Annotated in this window: 19 protein-coding genes; 3 read left to right on the forward strand and 16 right to left on the reverse strand. The window is 37.9% G+C overall.

Going from position 1 to position 18,317, the window contains the following annotated elements; genetic code table 11:
- Positions 1-36: 36 nt before the first annotated feature.
- The 7 genes from GSM42_RS09085 to GSM42_RS09115 all read right to left on the reverse strand — a co-directional run bounded on the left by GSM42_RS09085 (position 37) and on the right by GSM42_RS09115 (position 8,264).
- Positions 37-654 carry a TetR/AcrR family transcriptional regulator gene (locus tag GSM42_RS09085; protein WP_160801227.1) on the reverse strand — a complete coding sequence of 206 codons (618 nt, stop codon included), beginning with the start codon at positions 652-654 and terminating at the stop codon, positions 37-39.
- A 193-nt stretch (positions 655-847) separates the two neighbouring features.
- Positions 848-1,876, reverse strand: coding sequence for a cytochrome d ubiquinol oxidase subunit II (locus GSM42_RS09090; protein WP_160801228.1), 1,029 nt, complete (start codon positions 1,874-1,876; stop codon positions 848-850).
- Positions 1,866-3,224: a cytochrome ubiquinol oxidase subunit I gene (locus tag GSM42_RS09095; protein WP_160801229.1), complete on the reverse strand. Its 1,359-nt coding sequence runs from the start codon at positions 3,222-3,224 to the stop codon at positions 1,866-1,868. Before GSM42_RS09095 ends, GSM42_RS09090 begins: the two co-directional genes overlap by 11 nt.
- Before the next feature lie 503 nt (positions 3,225-3,727).
- Positions 3,728-4,702 (reverse strand): alpha-ketoacid dehydrogenase subunit beta, encoded by a 975-nt coding sequence (locus GSM42_RS09100; protein WP_160801230.1) that lies wholly within the window; start codon positions 4,700-4,702, stop codon positions 3,728-3,730.
- Complete coding sequence (locus tag GSM42_RS09105) at positions 4,674-5,726, reverse strand: thiamine pyrophosphate-dependent dehydrogenase E1 component subunit alpha (protein WP_237446534.1); 1,053 nt, start codon at positions 5,724-5,726, stop codon at positions 4,674-4,676. Before GSM42_RS09105 ends, GSM42_RS09100 begins: the two co-directional genes overlap by 29 nt.
- Before the next feature lie 148 nt (positions 5,727-5,874).
- The gene (locus GSM42_RS09110) at positions 5,875-6,135 is read right to left on the reverse strand and encodes an AbrB/MazE/SpoVT family DNA-binding domain-containing protein (RefSeq protein ID WP_160801232.1); all 261 of its coding nucleotides are present in this window, start codon (positions 6,133-6,135) and stop codon (positions 5,875-5,877) included.
- A 185-nt stretch (positions 6,136-6,320) separates the two neighbouring features.
- Complete coding sequence (locus tag GSM42_RS09115; RefSeq protein ID WP_160801233.1) at positions 6,321-8,264, reverse strand: AMP-binding protein; 1,944 nt, start codon at positions 8,262-8,264, stop codon at positions 6,321-6,323.
- Positions 8,265-8,486: 222 nt separating this feature from the next.
- On the opposite strand from GSM42_RS09115, the gene GSM42_RS09120 reads away from it, so the two are divergent.
- Positions 8,487-9,206, forward strand: a complete 720-nt coding sequence (locus GSM42_RS09120) for an alpha/beta hydrolase (protein ID WP_160801234.1) — start codon at positions 8,487-8,489, stop codon at positions 9,204-9,206.
- Between the two features lie 92 nt (positions 9,207-9,298).
- Here the strand turns inward: GSM42_RS09120 and GSM42_RS09125 are convergent, their stop codons facing one another.
- From GSM42_RS09125 to GSM42_RS09160, 8 genes are all read right to left on the reverse strand, one after another.
- The gene (locus GSM42_RS09125; RefSeq protein ID WP_160801235.1) at positions 9,299-9,436 is read right to left on the reverse strand and encodes a lmo0937 family membrane protein; all 138 of its coding nucleotides are present in this window, start codon (positions 9,434-9,436) and stop codon (positions 9,299-9,301) included.
- A gap of 193 nt (positions 9,437-9,629) precedes the next feature.
- Positions 9,630-9,986: a YflT domain-containing protein gene (locus GSM42_RS09130; RefSeq protein WP_160801236.1), complete on the reverse strand. Its 357-nt coding sequence runs from the start codon at positions 9,984-9,986 to the stop codon at positions 9,630-9,632.
- A 574-nt stretch (positions 9,987-10,560) separates the two neighbouring features.
- Positions 10,561-11,496: a glycine-rich domain-containing protein gene (locus GSM42_RS09135; RefSeq protein ID WP_160801237.1), complete on the reverse strand. Its 936-nt coding sequence runs from the start codon at positions 11,494-11,496 to the stop codon at positions 10,561-10,563.
- Between the two features lie 85 nt (positions 11,497-11,581).
- Positions 11,582-12,022, reverse strand: a complete 441-nt coding sequence (locus GSM42_RS09140) for a BrxA/BrxB family bacilliredoxin (RefSeq protein ID WP_160801238.1) — start codon at positions 12,020-12,022, stop codon at positions 11,582-11,584.
- A gap of 428 nt (positions 12,023-12,450) precedes the next feature.
- Positions 12,451-12,927, reverse strand: a complete 477-nt coding sequence (queF, locus tag GSM42_RS09145; protein ID WP_160801239.1) for a preQ(1) synthase — start codon at positions 12,925-12,927, stop codon at positions 12,451-12,453.
- The gene (locus tag GSM42_RS09150) at positions 12,928-13,302 is read right to left on the reverse strand and encodes a 6-pyruvoyl trahydropterin synthase family protein (RefSeq protein ID WP_202404866.1); all 375 of its coding nucleotides are present in this window, start codon (positions 13,300-13,302) and stop codon (positions 12,928-12,930) included. It lies immediately after the preceding gene.
- 65 nt (positions 13,303-13,367) lie between these two features.
- Complete coding sequence (gene queC, locus GSM42_RS09155; RefSeq protein WP_160801241.1) at positions 13,368-14,042, reverse strand: 7-cyano-7-deazaguanine synthase QueC; 675 nt, start codon at positions 14,040-14,042, stop codon at positions 13,368-13,370.
- A 2-nt stretch (positions 14,043-14,044) separates the two neighbouring features.
- Positions 14,045-14,731 carry a 7-carboxy-7-deazaguanine synthase QueE gene (locus GSM42_RS09160; RefSeq protein WP_160801242.1) on the reverse strand — a complete coding sequence of 229 codons (687 nt, stop codon included), beginning with the start codon at positions 14,729-14,731 and terminating at the stop codon, positions 14,045-14,047.
- A gap of 180 nt (positions 14,732-14,911) precedes the next feature.
- Between GSM42_RS09160 and GSM42_RS09165 the strand changes: the two genes are divergently transcribed.
- Positions 14,912-16,291, forward strand: a complete 1,380-nt coding sequence (locus GSM42_RS09165) for a TcaA 3rd/4th domain-containing protein (protein WP_160801243.1) — start codon at positions 14,912-14,914, stop codon at positions 16,289-16,291.
- A 446-nt stretch (positions 16,292-16,737) separates the two neighbouring features.
- Positions 16,738-17,475, forward strand: a complete 738-nt coding sequence (locus GSM42_RS09170; RefSeq protein ID WP_160801244.1) for a hypothetical protein — start codon at positions 16,738-16,740, stop codon at positions 17,473-17,475.
- A gap of 399 nt (positions 17,476-17,874) precedes the next feature.
- Here the strand turns inward: GSM42_RS09170 and GSM42_RS09175 are convergent, their stop codons facing one another.
- The gene (locus GSM42_RS09175; protein WP_160801245.1) at positions 17,875-18,306 is read right to left on the reverse strand and encodes a hypothetical protein; all 432 of its coding nucleotides are present in this window, start codon (positions 18,304-18,306) and stop codon (positions 17,875-17,877) included.
- Positions 18,307-18,317 lie beyond the last annotated feature (11 nt).

An 18,317-nucleotide genomic window follows, 5' to 3' on the forward strand; every position in this document is an offset into this window, starting at 1 on the left:
AGCGGGATTTCTATTTCAATTCAAAAACAAAGTTACTTAATCCGAAGTCTCAATTCCATTACGAACCATATGACAAAATCGATCCATCTTTTCATATAAACGCATCGCATACTCATCATCTATCGCATTCTTATCTGTCAGTTCAGTTAAAAATTGTTTCTCAAAATGCTCCAAAGTCATCATCAGGAACTCCATTGCTTCATTTCGTTTGATTCCTGATTGAAGAGATACTCTGGAAAATAATTGTTCCCACAATTGATCCTTCTCTTGAAACACATCTCCATATTCGTCTTCCAAATCAGCTTTTAATTCATCAGGAGTCAAATAAAAAGCTTCATACACCAACTTGGATTCATTAGGATTTTTTCGGTAATATTCAAATTTGTTTTGCATGGAAAGGCTAACCGCTTGAAAAAAATCCCCATCTTTCAGGACCGTATCCATTCGGAATGCTTGACCACCCTTTTGATAGCAATGTTCCAATAAGCTAAAATACAGCTTCTTTTTACTTTTGAAATGATGAAAGATTAATGCTTTCGAAATACCAGCCGCTTCTGCCAACTTCCCTGTGGAAGTATTTTTATAGCCATATTGTGCAAATACCGCAAGACACGCTTCCAAAATTTTTTCTTTTTCATAAAGTTTTTGAGGCAACTTATTTCTTCCTCTCTCACTTACTAACCTAACGATTAGTAAAAATTATAATTATATCTGATCTACCGGTCAATATTCATGAAAACAAGTACTAATTTTTATTGCTCCCAAAATTTATATATCCTTTACGATCACTATTTCACATACAAGTAAAAATCCCAACCATCATCTGCATAGAATGGTTGGGATTTTATTAATCTTCTTGACGCAAATATCTGCGATCTTTTAAAAATAATCTCCAAAAAAGATAAAATCCAGGAACCAAAATTGCTAATCCTACCACATACACCCAAAACAACGGACGAAAGGTAACTTCCCCAGTGAATCCTGTCGTTATTGTCATATATGGATAAACAATATACGGCATATGAGCAGCCGCGTAAGCGTAACTTGCAATGATATACTGCACCACGATTAACAACACTGCAACTCTTGGCTTGCCGATACTGTCATTCTTAGCATCTGGCCACCAGAGTGCGCTATAACCAACTAAATAAAAGAGAATCGAGAGTATAAACCATTCCACTTGCTCCTTTAGGTTATCCAAAAACCATTTGGATTCCGGCTCCAATACCAATAAGACTAATATTGCAGAAACCAAAGTCGCAGGACCCACAATTCTAGCATTTCGTCGATAAATTCGATATGTTTCTTCTTTCCCAGCTTCCCGTGCATAATCCGCAAGAAAAAGAGAAGACAGAAAGAGTTCTGATGTTAGACCAAATAACATGTAGTAGTAAGTAGATATGCTCGTCAACCATTTGGCGGTAAGTAGCGTTTCGACACCCTGACGGATGGCAATAAAAGGACCTTGGGTGACTGGTAATGCGCTAATTAATAAGATCGGGATAAAAAAACCTGCTATTCCTGAAATGATACGAAGTGTTTGTTGGTAACTTTGGACAGAATAGGCAAAAACCATAAACGCACTCCGTAAGCTAATGAGAATAAGAACAATACTAACAGGTACAAGTAAAACAGTACCTAGTGTAAAGGCTGCTTTTGGATAAAAGCTAACAAATGAGACAACCAAAAGAACTAGAAATGTATTGGTTACTTCCCAAGTCGGGGATAAAAATCGGTTGGCAATCACCCCCGCATCTGTATGTCTGCGCAAATAAAACATAGACCAAAAGCTAGCACCAAAATCGATTGCACCAAAAATCGCATATAAAAAAAGAAATATCCCTACGATAAAGCTAGCAATCACCTCAGGTAGCATCTATATCACCTCGTTTAGCCAATTCTTTTGTTAGCGGATTCCGCTTGAAATAAACATGCATGACAACGACAACCAATACACTTAATAACAAATACAACAAGCCAAACAATACAAACAGATCACCAACATGAGCTGCTCTTGTAGCTGCTTCCGTCGTGCGTTGATACCCATAGATTGTCCAAGGCTGGCGGCCACTACAGCTAAAAATCCAACCAAACTCTATACCAAGCATAGCTAAAGGACCTGAGATCACAAGAAGTCGCACCAACCACTTGGGAAATGCTTTTTTCCGTTTACGATAAAAAAACCACCAATAAACTAGAGCGATAAAAGATAATGCAAGTAAAAGCATACCAACCCCTACCATTGCATTAAACAAAGTATGAACATAAGATGGAGGCCAAGTTTCCTCTGGAAATTCAAATAAACCTTTCACTTCTGTACTTGGCAAATTTCCAGCTAATATGCTAAGAGCATAAGGTATTTCGATTCCATATTTCACTTCATGAGTAGCGGGATCAGTATACCCTCCGATAGACAGAGGAGCATAACGCTGGGTTTCAAATAATCCTTCGGCGGCAGCTAGTTTTTCAGGGGAATGCTCATGTAAACCTTGTGCAGAACCATGACCCGAAAAACCTGTGATGGCACTCATAAGAAATCCCACTACCAAAGACACCAATAAACTTTTCCGATGAAAAACAAGGACTTTCCTCTCTTGTGTTGGTGTTTTGAGATATCGATATGCCGACACAGAAGCAATGGCAAATGCACCGGCCATAAAAGCACTGATAGATACATGAAAAGCAGCCCACCCATAGCTCGGATTGAAGAAAGCTGCCCATGTATTCACATTTGTAATTGTTCCATCTGCATACATATCAAAGCCTGCTGGTGTATTCATCCATGTATTCGCAGAAGTAATGAGCGCAGCAGATGCTGTTGCCCCCAAACAGACAAAAAAAACAGATAGAACCCGCATTTTTCCAGACAATCGATCTGCTGCATATACATAGATGGACATAAATAATGCTTCTAAGAAAAAAGCAAAAATCTCAATTTGAAAAGGAATCGAGATCACTTGCCCGACTATTTTCATAAAACCAGGCCATAACAAAGTGAGCTGAACAGCAACGATCGTTCCACTAGGAATCCCGACTCCCAATAAAATCGCAAATGTCTTTGTCCAACGTTTTGCCATCAGTTCATAATCTTTATCTTTCGTTCGTTGATAAATAATTTCACTTACCAAAATCATAAAAGATATGCCTACTGCTAGAGTGGCAAAAATAATATGAAAAGCTAATGATGTGCCAAAAAAGGCTCTCGTGATTGTCGTTTGATCCATTTTTCGACCACTTCCAAAAACTTATTTTACAGCAATTGTCGTCTTTCATCCCACGGTTTGAATCGTGGGATGAAAGACGACGTTGCTCAAAACCCCCAAAAATAGGGGTTGCAAGAGCAACAAATATTTTGTATATTAGAACGCATGATCGGTGATCATCCTACTGGTTGTAGGTTTGTTCTTTGAAAATGTAATGGTATAGGGTTTCGGTGACAAATGGATACGTCTTCCACCGAGTAAAACCATTAGAGGCAGAGAAGAACTAGAACGCTGGTAACAGGCGTTCCGCCCATGTGGGTACACTTCTAACTGCATGGGATGGGCTGATGAGACAGCCCTGAACTTAGGAGTTGCACAAAACAGAAATGGATTGCGTGCGTTAACTACCTAAGAATCCCACGACTTCTAGTCGTGTGGAGTCTCAATTAGTACTTTCCTATACTCATCTCTTTTATGAAAAAAAGCAGAACTTTTTACCAAGAATTCTGGTGAAAAATTCTGCACTATTGAAAATAAACTAACTCCATTACTGCGCGTACGACTTTGTTCACATTTGGTAAATACGCATGTTCCAATGCAAATAGCGGATATGGCACATCATAGCCAGCTACTCTTTTGATCGGTGCTTCCAGTGAATCGATTACTTCTTCAGACAGCCGAGCAGCTATTTCTGCCCCAACTCCACATGTGCGGGGGGCTTCATGGACAATAACAACCCTTCCCGTCTTTCGTGCTGAATCAAAGATGGTATCTTCATCGATTGGAGAAAGGGACTGTAGATCGATCACCTCAGCTGAGATATCTTGTTCGATAAGCATTTGACTTGCATCTATAAGGATAGGAATCATCGCACCCCATCCGATTAACGTTACATCTTCTCCTTCTCTCCATCGCTTTGCTTTATCAATCGGACAAGTAAAATAAGAGGAAGGGACTTCCTCTTTGCGAGATCGATAAAGACGAAGGGGTTCTAAAAAGAGAACTGGATCAGGGCATTCAATCGCCCCCAGCAGTAAACCCTTTGCTGTATAAGGAGAGGAAGGGACAACTACACGCAAACCTGGAGTGTGAACAAAATAAGCTTCTGTGGAATCTGAGTGCAATTCTGGTGCGCCGATTCCACCACCGTAAGGAGCTCGAATCACCATCGAATTGGAAAAAACCCCTTGAGATCTCAATCGCATACGAGCAACATGGGAAACGATCTGCTCAAATGCTGGTGTAATAAAACTTAAAAACTGTATCTCTACAATTGGTTTAAATCCTCCCATCGCTAACCCCAAAGATGAACCTACAATGCCAGCTTCAGACAACGGAGTATCAATAACCCGATCACTGCCGAACTGCTCCCAAAGACCTTCTGTCGCACGAAAAACTCCACCGTTTTTGCCAATATCCTCTCCCAATAGCAAAACATTTTCATCCAACTCAAGGGCAACACGCTGTGCATCAGCAATGGACTGAACCATTGTTAACATCTTCCGATGCCTCCTCTTGTTGCTTCTCTAACCAATTTGGCAACTGATAATAAACATGATTAAATAATCCTGATGGGAGATTTGGTGTCTTTTGTTCTACTTCTTTCATGGATTGATCTAAATGAATTGCCATTTTTTCGTCTTCTTTTGTCAGCTGTTCTTCATCCAATAATCCTTCCTTTATACACAATTGTTCATAGCGATAAAGAGGATCACGATTTAGCCAGACTCTTACCTCTTCTTCGCAGCGGTATCGACTTGCATCATCTGCTGTAGTGTGTGCTCCAGTTCGGTATGTCATAGCTTCAATTAATGCTGGTCGTTTTTTCTTTCTTGCATTTTTAATCACATCATAAACGGCTAATATGTCATTTCCATCTACTTGGTACTCATCGATCTCATATGCTTTTGCTCTATCAACCACAGATTTGGTAGCAGATTGTTTTTCAAATGGAACACTTATGGCATATCCATTATTTTGACAGAAAAAAAGCACTGGTAGATGAAAAACACCCGCAAAATTTAACGCCTCATGAAAATCCCCTTCCGATGTAGCACCATCGCCAAAATATGCGATTGCAATAGCATCTTCCTTTCGTTTTTTGATCGACCATGCTGCTCCAACTGCATGCGGCAACTGTGTAGCAATAGGCACTGTTGGAGGAACATATCGATAACCAATTGGAGGTTTGCACCCTTCTATATGACCACTCCAATACTGAATGATGGAAGTTGTAGGAATTCCGAGTGTAAAGGCAACACCTTGTTCACGGTAACTTGGAAAAATCCAATCCAGTTTATTCAAAGCAAGTGCACTTCCAATTTGAGATGCCTCCTGTCCTTCCACAGGTGCATAAGTTCCGATCTTTCCTTGCCTTTGCCATAAGACCATTCTCCTATCAAACAATCGAACAAAACGCATAAAATGCAACAGTTTTATTTTTTCTTGCTGGGAAATCATCTGCCAAAATGCGCTTCCTGTATTCGTTAATGCCCCGCATGGCAATAAATGGTTAATTAACATAGGACACCCCGCCATCTTGTTGTCTAATTAGTCTATTCAAGATAACGTTAGGCGTTCGTGGTAAAAATTACTTGGTTTGCATCGGTTTTCAGTAATAAATTTGTTTGAAATTAATTTATTTACAAAAGAAAATAGCCGGGAAACCCGACTATTCTGTAGGTGTTGTTGCATATTTAGAAGTTTCATTTACGCAATCTTCGCAGATAATTTTTTCACGGAAATAAAAAAGCTGCTCAATACTTCCACAGATCACACAACTAGGATTGTAGCGTTTCAGTACAATATGAGTCTCATCAACAAATATCTCAACACCATCTTGAGGTTGGATATTTAATTTTTCTCTTAATTCTTTAGGCAATACTATTCTACCTAAATGATCGACTTTTCGTATGATGCCAATGCCGTTCATGTTCCATCCCCTTTACTTTATTTAATTATGCAAACATTGCCATCCGTTCTATCATACCAAATTTTCCGATGGGGAAAATAATACAATCTATGGACAAATCAAAAAAGCCATCGATTTTCTTCATCAAATGGCTTTTTTGATACATTTAACGTCTATTTTTTCTTCTTTCCAAAAAGAGAACTGCATTAGAATTTCTGGCACTGTTTAATTGCTTCTACCGCCTTTGATTTTTCCAGCGATGAGAAATCCTCTAGTTTTTCACCTAAATAAGTAGCCCTCACTACAGAACGCAATATTTTTCCATTCTTTGTTTTTGGAAGATCAGGAACAAAATAAACTCGTTTAGGGCGAAACATTTTTCCCATTTTGTCTGCGACAAACTGAGTTAATTCTGATTCAAGTCCACTAGTATCTTCAACTTCTGAAAGATGATGCAAAATGACAAAGCAAATAACAGATTCGCCTTTCTCCTTATGCGGAACACCGATAGCACAAGCCTCTAAAACTGCATGATGTCTAATCAAAATGGACTCCAGCTCAGCTGGTCCCAACCTCGCACCGCCAATTTTTATCGTGTTATCTGATCGACCATGTGTATACCAATGTCCATCAACTTTACTAACCCAATCTCCATGGACCCATACATCTTTCCATCTTGCCCAGTAGCTCAGCATGTATCGATCTTTGTTGTTCCAGATGCCCTTTGTCATTCCTACCCATGGCTGTCGAATCACTAACTCGCCTATTGTCTGAGTGCTAGAGGTTCCAGATGGATCTAATACATCCGCATCCATACCCGGCATAAAACTGTTAAAACCACAGGGGACTTGGGCTTTTATTAAAATATTTCCCAATATACCTCCAGATACTTCTGTCCCGCCTGCATAATTAAAAATAGGAATTTGTTTTTTTCCAACTTGTTCAAATAACCAATACCAAGATTCTTCTGTCCATGGTTCCCCTGCGGAACCAAAAACCTGCAGGGAACTGGTATCATGTGTCGTAAGCCACGATTCGCCATGTTTCATCAGCGAACGGGCAATAGTAGGAGATATTCCCAGATGCGTTATCCCGTATTTTTCTACAATCGACCAAAGTCGGTCTGGTGTAGGATAATCTGGAGTGCCTTCGTAAAGCAGCATTGTACTTCCATTCATCAACGCACCAAACACCATCCAAGGCCCCATCATCCATCCCATATCTGTAGACCAAAACAATATATCTCCAATACCAACATCCATCACATAACCGGCATCAAACCCAGCCTTAATAGGAAAACCAGCATGTGTATGTACAGTACCTTTTGGCTTGCTAGTAGTTCCAGAAGTATACAAAATCATGAAAGTTTCATCTGCTTCAGCTATATATGGAACAGCTGGCGGCAGCTGATCTACGGGAGTATCCCAAAAAATATCTGTGTTTTCATTTTTTTCGATATAACACCCTAACTTCTTCACTACAACAACTTTTTCAATTGCTGTGTTTTCAATTGCTTTATCTACCTCATCTTTCATACGTATCAACTTACCGCGTCTCCAAAATCCATCTGCGGTAATTACCGCTTTTGCACCACAGTCTTTGATCCGGTATTGAAGTGCAACTGATTTATACCCAGAAAAACAAGGAACTGCAATCGCTCCAATTCGAGCTATCGCTAACATGGCAATCACATTTTCTGCTATCATAGGCAAATATATAACAACTCGGTCTGTTGGTCCTATACCCATCTGGAGAAGAAGTTTTGCAAATCGATTTACTTCGTATAAAAGATCACGATATGAATACTTGGTAGACTTACCGTCTTCTCCTTCCCATATAAGGGCTAGTTGGTTTCTTCTCATTGAATCTTCTACATATCGATCTAAACAATTAATAGTAATGTTTAATTTTCCATCTACAAACCAACGAGGAAAAGCTTTTCCTTGGTCTAATTGGATAACTTCGTTGTAGTCTTCATTCCAAATAACCCCCATATCCACTGCAACATCATGCCAAAACCTACCTACATCAGAAATAGAATATTGATAAAAATCATCCCAATTTTTAAAGTTCAACTTTTGCATAAATTTATATAATCTGCTCTGTTCTATCTGTTCTTGTGTCGGAATCCAGACAGATTGTTGTTTCATATCCAAAAAACACTCCTTGAAAAATAAATAATGAATTAAAATTGCGTTTACATAATAAAAGACTATCACTTATACGAAATAATAATACTTACCCTATCAAACTCTTCATATTTTGCCTACTATATGTGAATATTGCTGACAAAAATGACATGGATTGATACGATATGGTGGATGATAAAAGGAACTATCTAACTTTGACTACCTTTGAAGGAGAAATAGAAAATGGAGCAAAAGTACTTGAAACGAACGATAAAAAAAGAAAATTTGTATAGTACTCATCTGGAAACAGAGAAAAAAGCTTTGGTGTATCTTCCACCAGACTTTGATACAAATCAAAAATATCCTGCATTATTTCTACATGATGGAGATGACTACTTTTCATTGGGGAGAATTGCGACTCAAGCAAATAAACTCATCGATGAACAAAAAATAGAACCTCTCCTTATGATAGCTATACCAGTAGAGAAAAAGCTTCGTACACGTGAATATTCCCCTATCGGAGACCGACAACAAGCCCACATCGCTTTTATGACGGAGGAATTACTTCCTTATATACAGGATCGTTATCCTATTAATAAGGAACAGTTAGTAGTTGGAGGCTCTTCCCTAGGAGGAACCGTTTCCTTACATATGGCTCTTGAGCATTCATCCATATGGAACAAGATATTATCACAGTCTGGTGCTTTTCTGTCACAAACCTTTTCAGCACTGTCCGATAAAAAACTCAACTGGCTTTCTATCTACCAATCGATCGGTTTGGAAGAAACAAATGTCTCCACTCATATAGGAGAAGTTGACTTAGTTCAGCGAAACCGAAAAGCCCGTGCTATTTTACAAGCAGGTGACGCAAATGTTCACTATTTAGAACAAGAAGGCGATCATACTTGGGGTACATGGCAAAAAGAGTTACCTACAGCTCTTCAGTTTTTCTTTGGAAAGTGATGCAAAAAAAGGACTAGATTCTCTTTTATAGAGACATCCAGTCCTTTTTCAATCAAATATTACATAGAGAGTGGGTTTTGGATCATAGGACACTATGTTAGCAGAAGATTATATATCGCCAAAATCAATCCGGCCACTAAAAGCAAGTGTATAAATCCACCCAATGTAAACTTTGTCAAAAAACCTACCAACCATACAATAAATAAAATACTAATGATTGTCCATATCATACATGATCCTCTCCCATTCTGTTTGATTTCAAAATAAAGAGAGAGTAGCGACTTACTTTTCTTCTAGTAGAAAGCAGTCGCTACCCACCATGAACGAAAATGTAGTCTTTGTATATGTCTGTCACAACCACTTACCTCTATTCGCTAGTAGATCACCAATAACTTTGGTAATCTTTTCAACTATCAGCTCTCACTAGTAGAGATAGGAATCGTGTTGAGGTCTTGTTTCTACAATCAAGAAGATTTTCCCTTGATCGAGCCGTTCCTCCAGTTCCTCTGCTTCTGTCCGAGTAAACCCAATTTGTTCTAGGTCGTTACGAAGCTCGTCCCCTTTTTTCATAAAGAGATTTTGCAAGGTAGCTTTTACACCTACTTCTGTTACACCAAGTGTATTTAGACCACATTCATTTGCTACCCTTTTCGTTCGATCTGTATCATGAGCGAGAACATACATCTCATCAGAATTGGTACCTTGGCTTTTCAAGCGTTCTGCCTCTACCACTAAGTACTCATCGTTTTCAAACTCTCTAAATACTGGTCGTAAATCCATTAGAAACTCCTCCTTGTAATTGTTGGAATCTTCTGTCAACGGAAGTTACCCCGATATCTTTCGAGTATTTCTAGCGTCTTACTCTACTGTCCGCAAATTCAATTTCGCCTTTTTCATTCTTTCGGATGGGTTGCTTTTTTATCTGTCTTAGTTGGAGTCTACACTAGACTGCAACTAAGAAGGAGACAATCAAGTGAATCCCCCCTATAGAATTTTTGAAATAAAGCGTTAGTGTGTTGGATTCTTCGATGTTTCATCCAAACCCATTTTTAGTAAGGTGTTAGATGTATTGATTTGTTTATTTGGAATATTTGTTTTTTGCGTTTGAATAATAGTAACATTGCATTCATAAATCGTAAAGGGGGAAGAAAAAATTCAGAAGACTCATAAAATTAAAATCCACGAACAACCCCTCTATTAAAGGTTTTTATGATCAAAATAAATTTACAAATCGATCTCTGCTTTATATAAGAATTTCAGATAAATAGAAAAAAACGTATAAAACGAATCTCGAAAACAGCAAAAAAGATCTGTAGGATGTAAACCCACAGATCTTTTTTATAAAAGAAAACGATTAGGGTCCAAGCTTCTCCTTGTACCATTTTTTGTTCTGTTCAAAAAAATGCTCATAATGATACATGGTTAAAAAGAGAGTTCCTATTAAATGATTCTGAAGGGGATGTACGTTTTTGGGTTGAACAGTGGTATTCAACCGAAACCGTTTGATATCCGTTCCATGTATATCCACATGACTATCTACTTTTTCTATCATCGATTGAATCTGCGCAATTAAACTCTCAACGATTTCATCCATAAAAGCAAAATGCTCGATAACGTTTGTATGAAAATATTTCTTTTTTAATTCATCTAGCGTTAAGGTTTTAAAGTTTGAAATAACTTCTTTGGAGAAAGTATGCCTTAAAAAAGGGCCCAGAACCGTTACACTATAAGGAGTAGGTTCAAATAAAAGAAGGTAAATCAAATCAAACCATGCTCTTTGTTCTTGAGGAGTTTCTACTGATGGAGATGGGGTATCCTCATCAGTTACTGTTTGTTTGGTAACAGGATTTGATATATTTGGTGCATGGTGTAGAGTCGTTTTTAAAAATAGATTAGAAAATTCTTCGTACTCCCGTGTGAACATCAACATTTCGTGCCAAACTGAATCTACTTCTTCACTATACATAGGGGTTGTCTTCAATAATGCTGCCATGATTAAAAATCGTTCCCACTCAAACCAGCGATTTTCAAATTCGATTAGACTAATATAATGTTCTCGAATCACTCTTTCTTGAATCCATGCCCGATAATTTTTCGGATAAGATTGTTCTAAATGTTGTAACATATGTTTCATTGCTATTTTGTATTCTTCTCCATAGTTTTTGGTACCGAGATTTGGCAACACATAATTTCTCTCTTTGTTTATTTTCTTAGCCTGTCGATAAAAAACCATCGCCATAATCATCATACCTATTAGTATAAATAATAAAAAAGCTGCAAATAGCTCCAAAAATTGTTCTCCTCTCTATGAGCAGAAATAGCAAAATAAAAAAAGCCAACCCAAACACTCTTTAATAAGCGCTTGGGTGGTCTATTTATTTACAAAATGCATTATATGCTTGAGTCAAATTAGCTGTAATGATTTCAACTGGTACATTTTCGATTTCATGACGATGAATCATATGAACCAACTTACCATCTTTCATAATTGCAAATGATGGAGAAGATGGAGGTTCTTGCCCAAAGTAAGTACGTGCTTGTTCGGTCGCTTCCTTATCTTGACCTGCAAACACTGTATACAAATGATCAGGTTTCACTTCATTTTCCAAAGAAAGACCAACAGCAGGACGAGCAAGTCCAGCAGCACAACCACAAACAGAGTTGACCACTATTAGAGCTGTTCCTTTTGCGCCTTCCCCTTTTAATGCTTCATCCACTTCTTCTGGAGTGGTTAATTCTTTTATCCCTAATTGCGTAAGTTCATCACGCATATGTTGCGTCATCATACGCATTTGTTCTAGATAAAAATTTTGCATCGATATCCCTCCTCCCGTTATTGTAACCAACAAAGGCACGGGAGTAAATGGGCAGGACATTGACAATGATGTTTGGAAAACCAAAGCCAATGTCCCGTCCCTTTCCACTACACAAAGGGATGCAGAAGGGAGTTAATCTGGGTCATCAGAAACTTAATGGCTGTACCCGATCCCCGACCATGAATAGTAGCGTCCTTCAGCAACCTGCACAGAGCTATCAGTTCTGCTCGCTTACGGTCACTCTCTGGGTAAAAAGCTACCGAGCTTTTTACCTTTTCCAGAAGCTCCACTACCACCTGATCAGGCGGACAGGGATCCAAGAGAGAAATGGAGTCAATTTGTCCTGAAACAGCTCATCTCGCCTGCTCATCTTTCCTCCTAAGATCCAAGGGACAGTTATGCTTTCATACTAACATAATAAGAATATTTTATCTATTCGTTATGATCTCTGGATTCATATCATGTTGAAATAGTCGCTGATTTGCTACTTCTTCCCATCTGGTACCTGTTTTGCCATAGTTGGCATAAGGATCAATACTCAGCCCTCCGCGTGGTAGAAATTTTCCCCATACTTCAATGTATTTTGGATCCATAATCGCACGTAAATCCTTCATGATCGTAACAATGCAATTTTCATGGAAATCACCATGATTACGATAACTAAATAAATATAGCTTAAGTGATTTACTCTCCACTATTTTCTCGTCTGGGACATAGCTGATGTAGATAGTTGCAAAGTCCGGTTGACTGGTGATTGGGCATAAACTTGTAAACTCTGGACAATTAAATTTGACGAAATAATCGGTGTCTACATGTCGGTTTGGAAATACTTCTAAAACCTTTGGATCATAGGTAAAGGAATAATTCGTCTGTTTTCCTAAATGCTGCAATGTTGGTTCTTCCATTTATGTATGCACCCTTTCATATCTTACAGTTGCTTCTTCTGTTTCCTGTACTTCTACCCACTGCACCGTAGGTTTATTAATTTGTTCCATGCAAAGACGTTCTATTTCTGAGAAAAAAACTTCCGCCACACGCTCTGTCGTTGGAGAAAATCCACCGAGTTCCGGATTAAATTCAGGAAAATCATTTAACAGATGATGGTCATACTTTTTGGTGATAGCTTGCTTTACAATTCGATAATCGATCAGCATATGTTTCTCATCTAACCGAGGACCCTCTATACAAAAAGTAACTTTATAATTGTGTCCATGAATTCGTTCGCATTTGCCAGCACCATATACTTGGTGAGCACAAGCTAACCAAAAATTTTTTATCAATCGATATCTTCCAACCACTTTTCCAACACCATCTTTTTCATCGATTAGGGACTTTATTCCCCTTGCTACTTCTGATACGTAATCGGATCAGCTACGCCTGCTTCTTGGAATCCTTTCATGCGCAAACGACAACTATCACAAGCACCACATGCAGCTGTTCCCCCAAGGTAACAAGAAGTGGTCAAATGATAAGGGACGTTTAAAGAAACTCCGATTTTAATCGTGTCAGCCTTGCTTAACTGGATGATCGGTGTCTCAATCGATAACTTTTCTTCACTTGTCACTCCTACCTTCGTAGCTAAGTTAATTGTTTGTGTCATCGATTCGATAAATTCTGGTCGGCAATCAGGATAACCACTAAAGTCTACCGCACTAACACCCACGTAAATACGTTTCGCACCTATTACTTCTGCATAGGCTGTTGCCAACGAGAGAAAAATCATGTTCCGAGCTGGTACATATGTATTTGGTATTTGATCGGTTACTCCACTGATTTGTACCATCTGAGTTTTATCTGTCAAAGAACTCCCGCCAAGCTGTTGAAAAAAAGACAGATTTACGACCCGGTGATACTTGGAAACACCATAGTACTCTGCAATTTGCCTCGCGCATTCTACTTCTCTCTCATGCCTTTGCTCATAATGAAAAGTGATGGGATACAAATCATATCCTGCTTCTTTCGCTATCCCCATACAAGTAGTACTATCTAAACCTCCACTAAGTACAATAACTGCTTTCATCGCTATACTCCCCTTAAATCTGGATCCCAAATATATTTATGTGTTTGTAGATTTAATTTCACTTTGGTAAGTTTATCAGCTAAAATCCAATTTACCAACGTGTCCGGTGCAAGTTTTCCCCAGACAGGGCTAAACAGTCCTGTTCCCTTTTGATGAAGCTCCTTATAGGTCTGCACAGCCACTTCGTAATCATTTCGATCTTGAATGACAAATTTTATTTCATCTTGTTCCTCTAAGTAATGAAAATTTTCTGCTACCATCTTTTCCATTTCCCCACTGGCAGGCAGTTTGTAATCCATGATAAATCGTACTTTTTCTTTGACCTTCTCTCTGTTGTTTCGCAAATCAATAAAGGCTTTAAGGTTAATTGCACCATTTGTTTCTATATGGATATCTTCTATAAAAGGTAGATCTGCTATTTCTTTGATTAGAGCTAATGACTTTTCACCATGCATCAAGGGTTCTCCACCAGTTAAACAAACATTTACATTTCCTAATTCCGTAACTTTCTCTGTTATTTCTTGAATCGTAGCAAAAAATTCTACTTTTGCAGGTGCATAGCTATATGTCGTATCACACCATGTGCAGCGAAGGTTACAGTTAAAAACCCGAACAAACGTAGTCGGAAAACCAGACTTCAATCCCTCTCCTTCAACGGTTTCAAAAATTTCAACCATTGGCAGTTTCATAAACTCACCCTCCAAAGCTGTCAAAATAACGATTCATTATAACATATATGGAAAAGTTCACACTTCAACTAACACTATTTCTTCTATATATTGGTCTTAACTTCAATCGTATAGCAGAGACTTCTGTGTACAAATCTGTTAAAATACGTAATTATCCGATATATAATGGAGGAGTTTGCTTTGGAGCCAAAACAACAACTTTCCGATTTGCAAGGTACACTTAAAAATACAAAAAACAAAGTTGTCCCTTTCTTTTTAAAAAACAAAAAATGGAGTATCGTTCTAATCGCATTGGTTTTCATTATTGTTGCAGCTTATATAGCTGGCGCCTACTTGATGAATCCAAGAGATACCGTAACTAGTTTTGAACAAGCGGTGCGAAATGGTGATGTGAAAACATTAAAAGGGCTGATTCATTCTCCCGAAAGCCAAGTAAAAGTAGACGAAAAGCATCTAAAAGATTTGATTACATACAGCAAAGAAAACGAAGAATATTTACCTAAAATCATTGGTAATATGATGGCACAAATTAATGATGAAGAAAATGGTATCCCTAATTCTGGTGGAGCAACGGACTTTTATTTGAAAAAGACATCTATTCCTCTCTTTTATAGTCACTTTACTATTCAATTCCGTCCTTATTTTCTAGAATTATCAACGAATGAAGCGGGCAGCACCCTAAAACTAGATAATAAAAAAGTATTCCAAACAACAGACAAAGAGAAAAAGCATACGATTGGTCCACTAATGCCTGGAATTTACAAGACTTCAGCAGAGAAAAAATTTCAGTATGCACTTCTTAGTCAAGAAAATTCTGTAACAGCATTTGATGATGAAAATGCAACTTCCACATCCGATCTTGAATTATATGGCGGCTCATTAGAATTAGAAAGCAATTTTGAAAATACTTCTATTTTTATCAATGGAAAATCAATTAACCAAACCATTAAAACGATGCCTAAAATTGGTCCCATTTCCTTTAATGGAACGATTCGCATACATGGTGAACAACAATTTCCTTGGGGGCTGGAAAAAAGCGCTGAAGCTTTAGTAGAACAAGAAACAAGCAGTGTAAATATCACTCCCGTCCCATTTGCAACCAATGCCACTCGTAAACCGATTATTACTCTCATCAATAACTACTCCAAACAAGAATTACTTGCACTTGTTAACCATGATCCAAATAAATTTACAACCATTGGAGATAGTTTGAAAGCCCGATTTATCGAAACCATTAACAATAATGTTCAATTCGAAGAGACATGGAAAGGAAAGGCTCTTGGTACGCGTATTGATTTTGACAATGTGACACTTTCCCTTAATGAAGAAACTAAGATCTATGAAGCGACGATCCCAGTGGAAATACATGCCAAATATAGAAAGTACTCACGTTACGATTCAGGAGATGAACCACTCGAAGATAAAGTCGACTACTACAAATTAACCTTATCTTATAACGAGAAAACGAAGACTTGGTTGATCACAGATAAGGAGGATCAGTACTCCAATACAAGTAATTATTTCAATGGAAAAAACACGGTAAAAAGTGAGTTTAAATGATAGAATAAATATGTCCAAACTCCAGCGTAAAGGAATCCAAATGGCAGACCAGAAGAACAACCCACAGCACGGTCAGTGGTTCGAATGTTTTGTAGAGCTGGCAGATGGAACTTGCTTCTAGGCTTATGAGGTAATCCTACTTGATGGTGCTTATACATCAGACGGAGGTACTCTGTCTATCAAAGCAGGAACTCTAGGAGCGGACCTTTTAGGCACCACTACCCAACAGAGACAAAGCCTATCAAGCTTACGCTGTAGGGCACCTGATACCCATTCACCCTGTTACCAGATTAATTTGGTAGCAGGGTGAATTAATTTTAAACGAAAATTAATTACAGTAAATCTCAAATAAGGTAATTAGATAAGAATAATAAAAATCATTGTATTTTTAATTCGTTTTATATAATATTGACTCATTGATAACTCATAAAGGACAAGGTGGTAACATGAAAAAACTTGGAATTCTCGCTTCATTTTTAGCACTTTTCTTATTTGTAGTTGGTTGTTCCCAAAAAACTTCAAACGGGGATAATAACAACAAGAATGAAACAGAAACACCTCAAATAGAGCAAACCCCACTTGCTGTACTAAAAGAAAATCAAAAAGTAATGAAAACAATCCAAGGTTACAAATATAGCCGTCAGACAAAAGAGAACGCAGATGGACAATCCTATGACAACACAGAAACAGGAGAAGAACAAATAAACCCTGCTGTTTCCCACTTCACTACCACCAAAGGCACTGAATATTACTATGAAAAACAAATGATTTACAAAAAAGAGAATGGACAATGGGTCAAATATGCTAACCCAGATGGAAAAGTATTAGTAAGTGTTACCTTTATCAATTTAGTAGATCAACTGTTGAAACAACTTGGAACAAAAGACGAACTTCCTGGTATTACCGTAAACAAAGTTGCAAATGACTATGTAGTGTCAATCGATTATTTAGATTACAAAAACCCAGAGATGAGCGATACCGAATTTACACAGTTTAAAAATGAAGCGCAGACAGCAAAAATCGAATTAACGATTGATGCAAATACGTTTGAACCAAAAAAATATCTATATAATTATGTATTGAAAAATGGCAGCACTCGCTCTGTAGATATGACTTTAAGCGCTTATAATACACCTGTAACCGTTCCTGCTGATATCGTTAGCAGCGCAAAAAGTACCCAATAGTTTCTAATAAACGTTAAAATAAACGTCCGGTTATCGCTGGGCGTTTTTGTTTTACAATCTTATATTAAAGAGAGTTATTGGTATCATTGCTCTATCCAACGCTGATGCACCACAATCATTCTAAGCACTTTAAATGCTTATTCTTACCTATGTTTTTCTCTACTTGCCAATTGATTTTTCCCTTATCTAAAAATTTCATTATTTGAAGGGGATTAAATTGGATAGAACTTTTTGGAAAACTTATACCTCTGATTTACTAGAATATGATCCTTACCGTTTGAATATGAAAAAAACACAAATTTCCTGACTTAATGTCTGCTCCACCAGATGCCTATATGAACTAAGTGCTATCAAATAATTTCAAGAAAAAACTAGGGCTTATTTAGTTCGCCCTAGTTTTTATCCTTTTAACCAGAAATAAACAGAAGCAATGGTGGCAATAAACCAGACTGGCCATAAATTTGGGATCCATCTTCCTAGTAAAACTTCAAAAAAACCTTCGTTTGTTCCCACTAAGGACGCACTCTGTTCGCTCCAAATTAATAAATATCCTGTCTTTACATCCATTATGCGATCTAAATAATTACCTGCTAACTTTTCTGCTATTTTATCTTCTTTCCCCACAGGAATATAGGTTACTTGTTGTTCTACTCCTGCTATCCAATTTTCGTCCAATTGAAACAACCAACCACTAGGTCGATGGACTCCTACTTCCACAAAATCAACAACTTGGAGTCCTGCACTTAGTTCTTGTTGTAACCAACGAACCATTTTCTCTGGCTCTGTATGCACGGGGAAAAATTGATACAACGGGACTTTACGTTCTCCCATGCCCGATCCTC

Origin of the sequence: Shimazuella alba, from assembly GCF_009831235.1 — a bacterium.
GTDB classification, from domain to species: domain Bacteria; phylum Bacillota; class Bacilli; order Thermoactinomycetales; family Thermoactinomycetaceae; genus Shimazuella; species Shimazuella alba.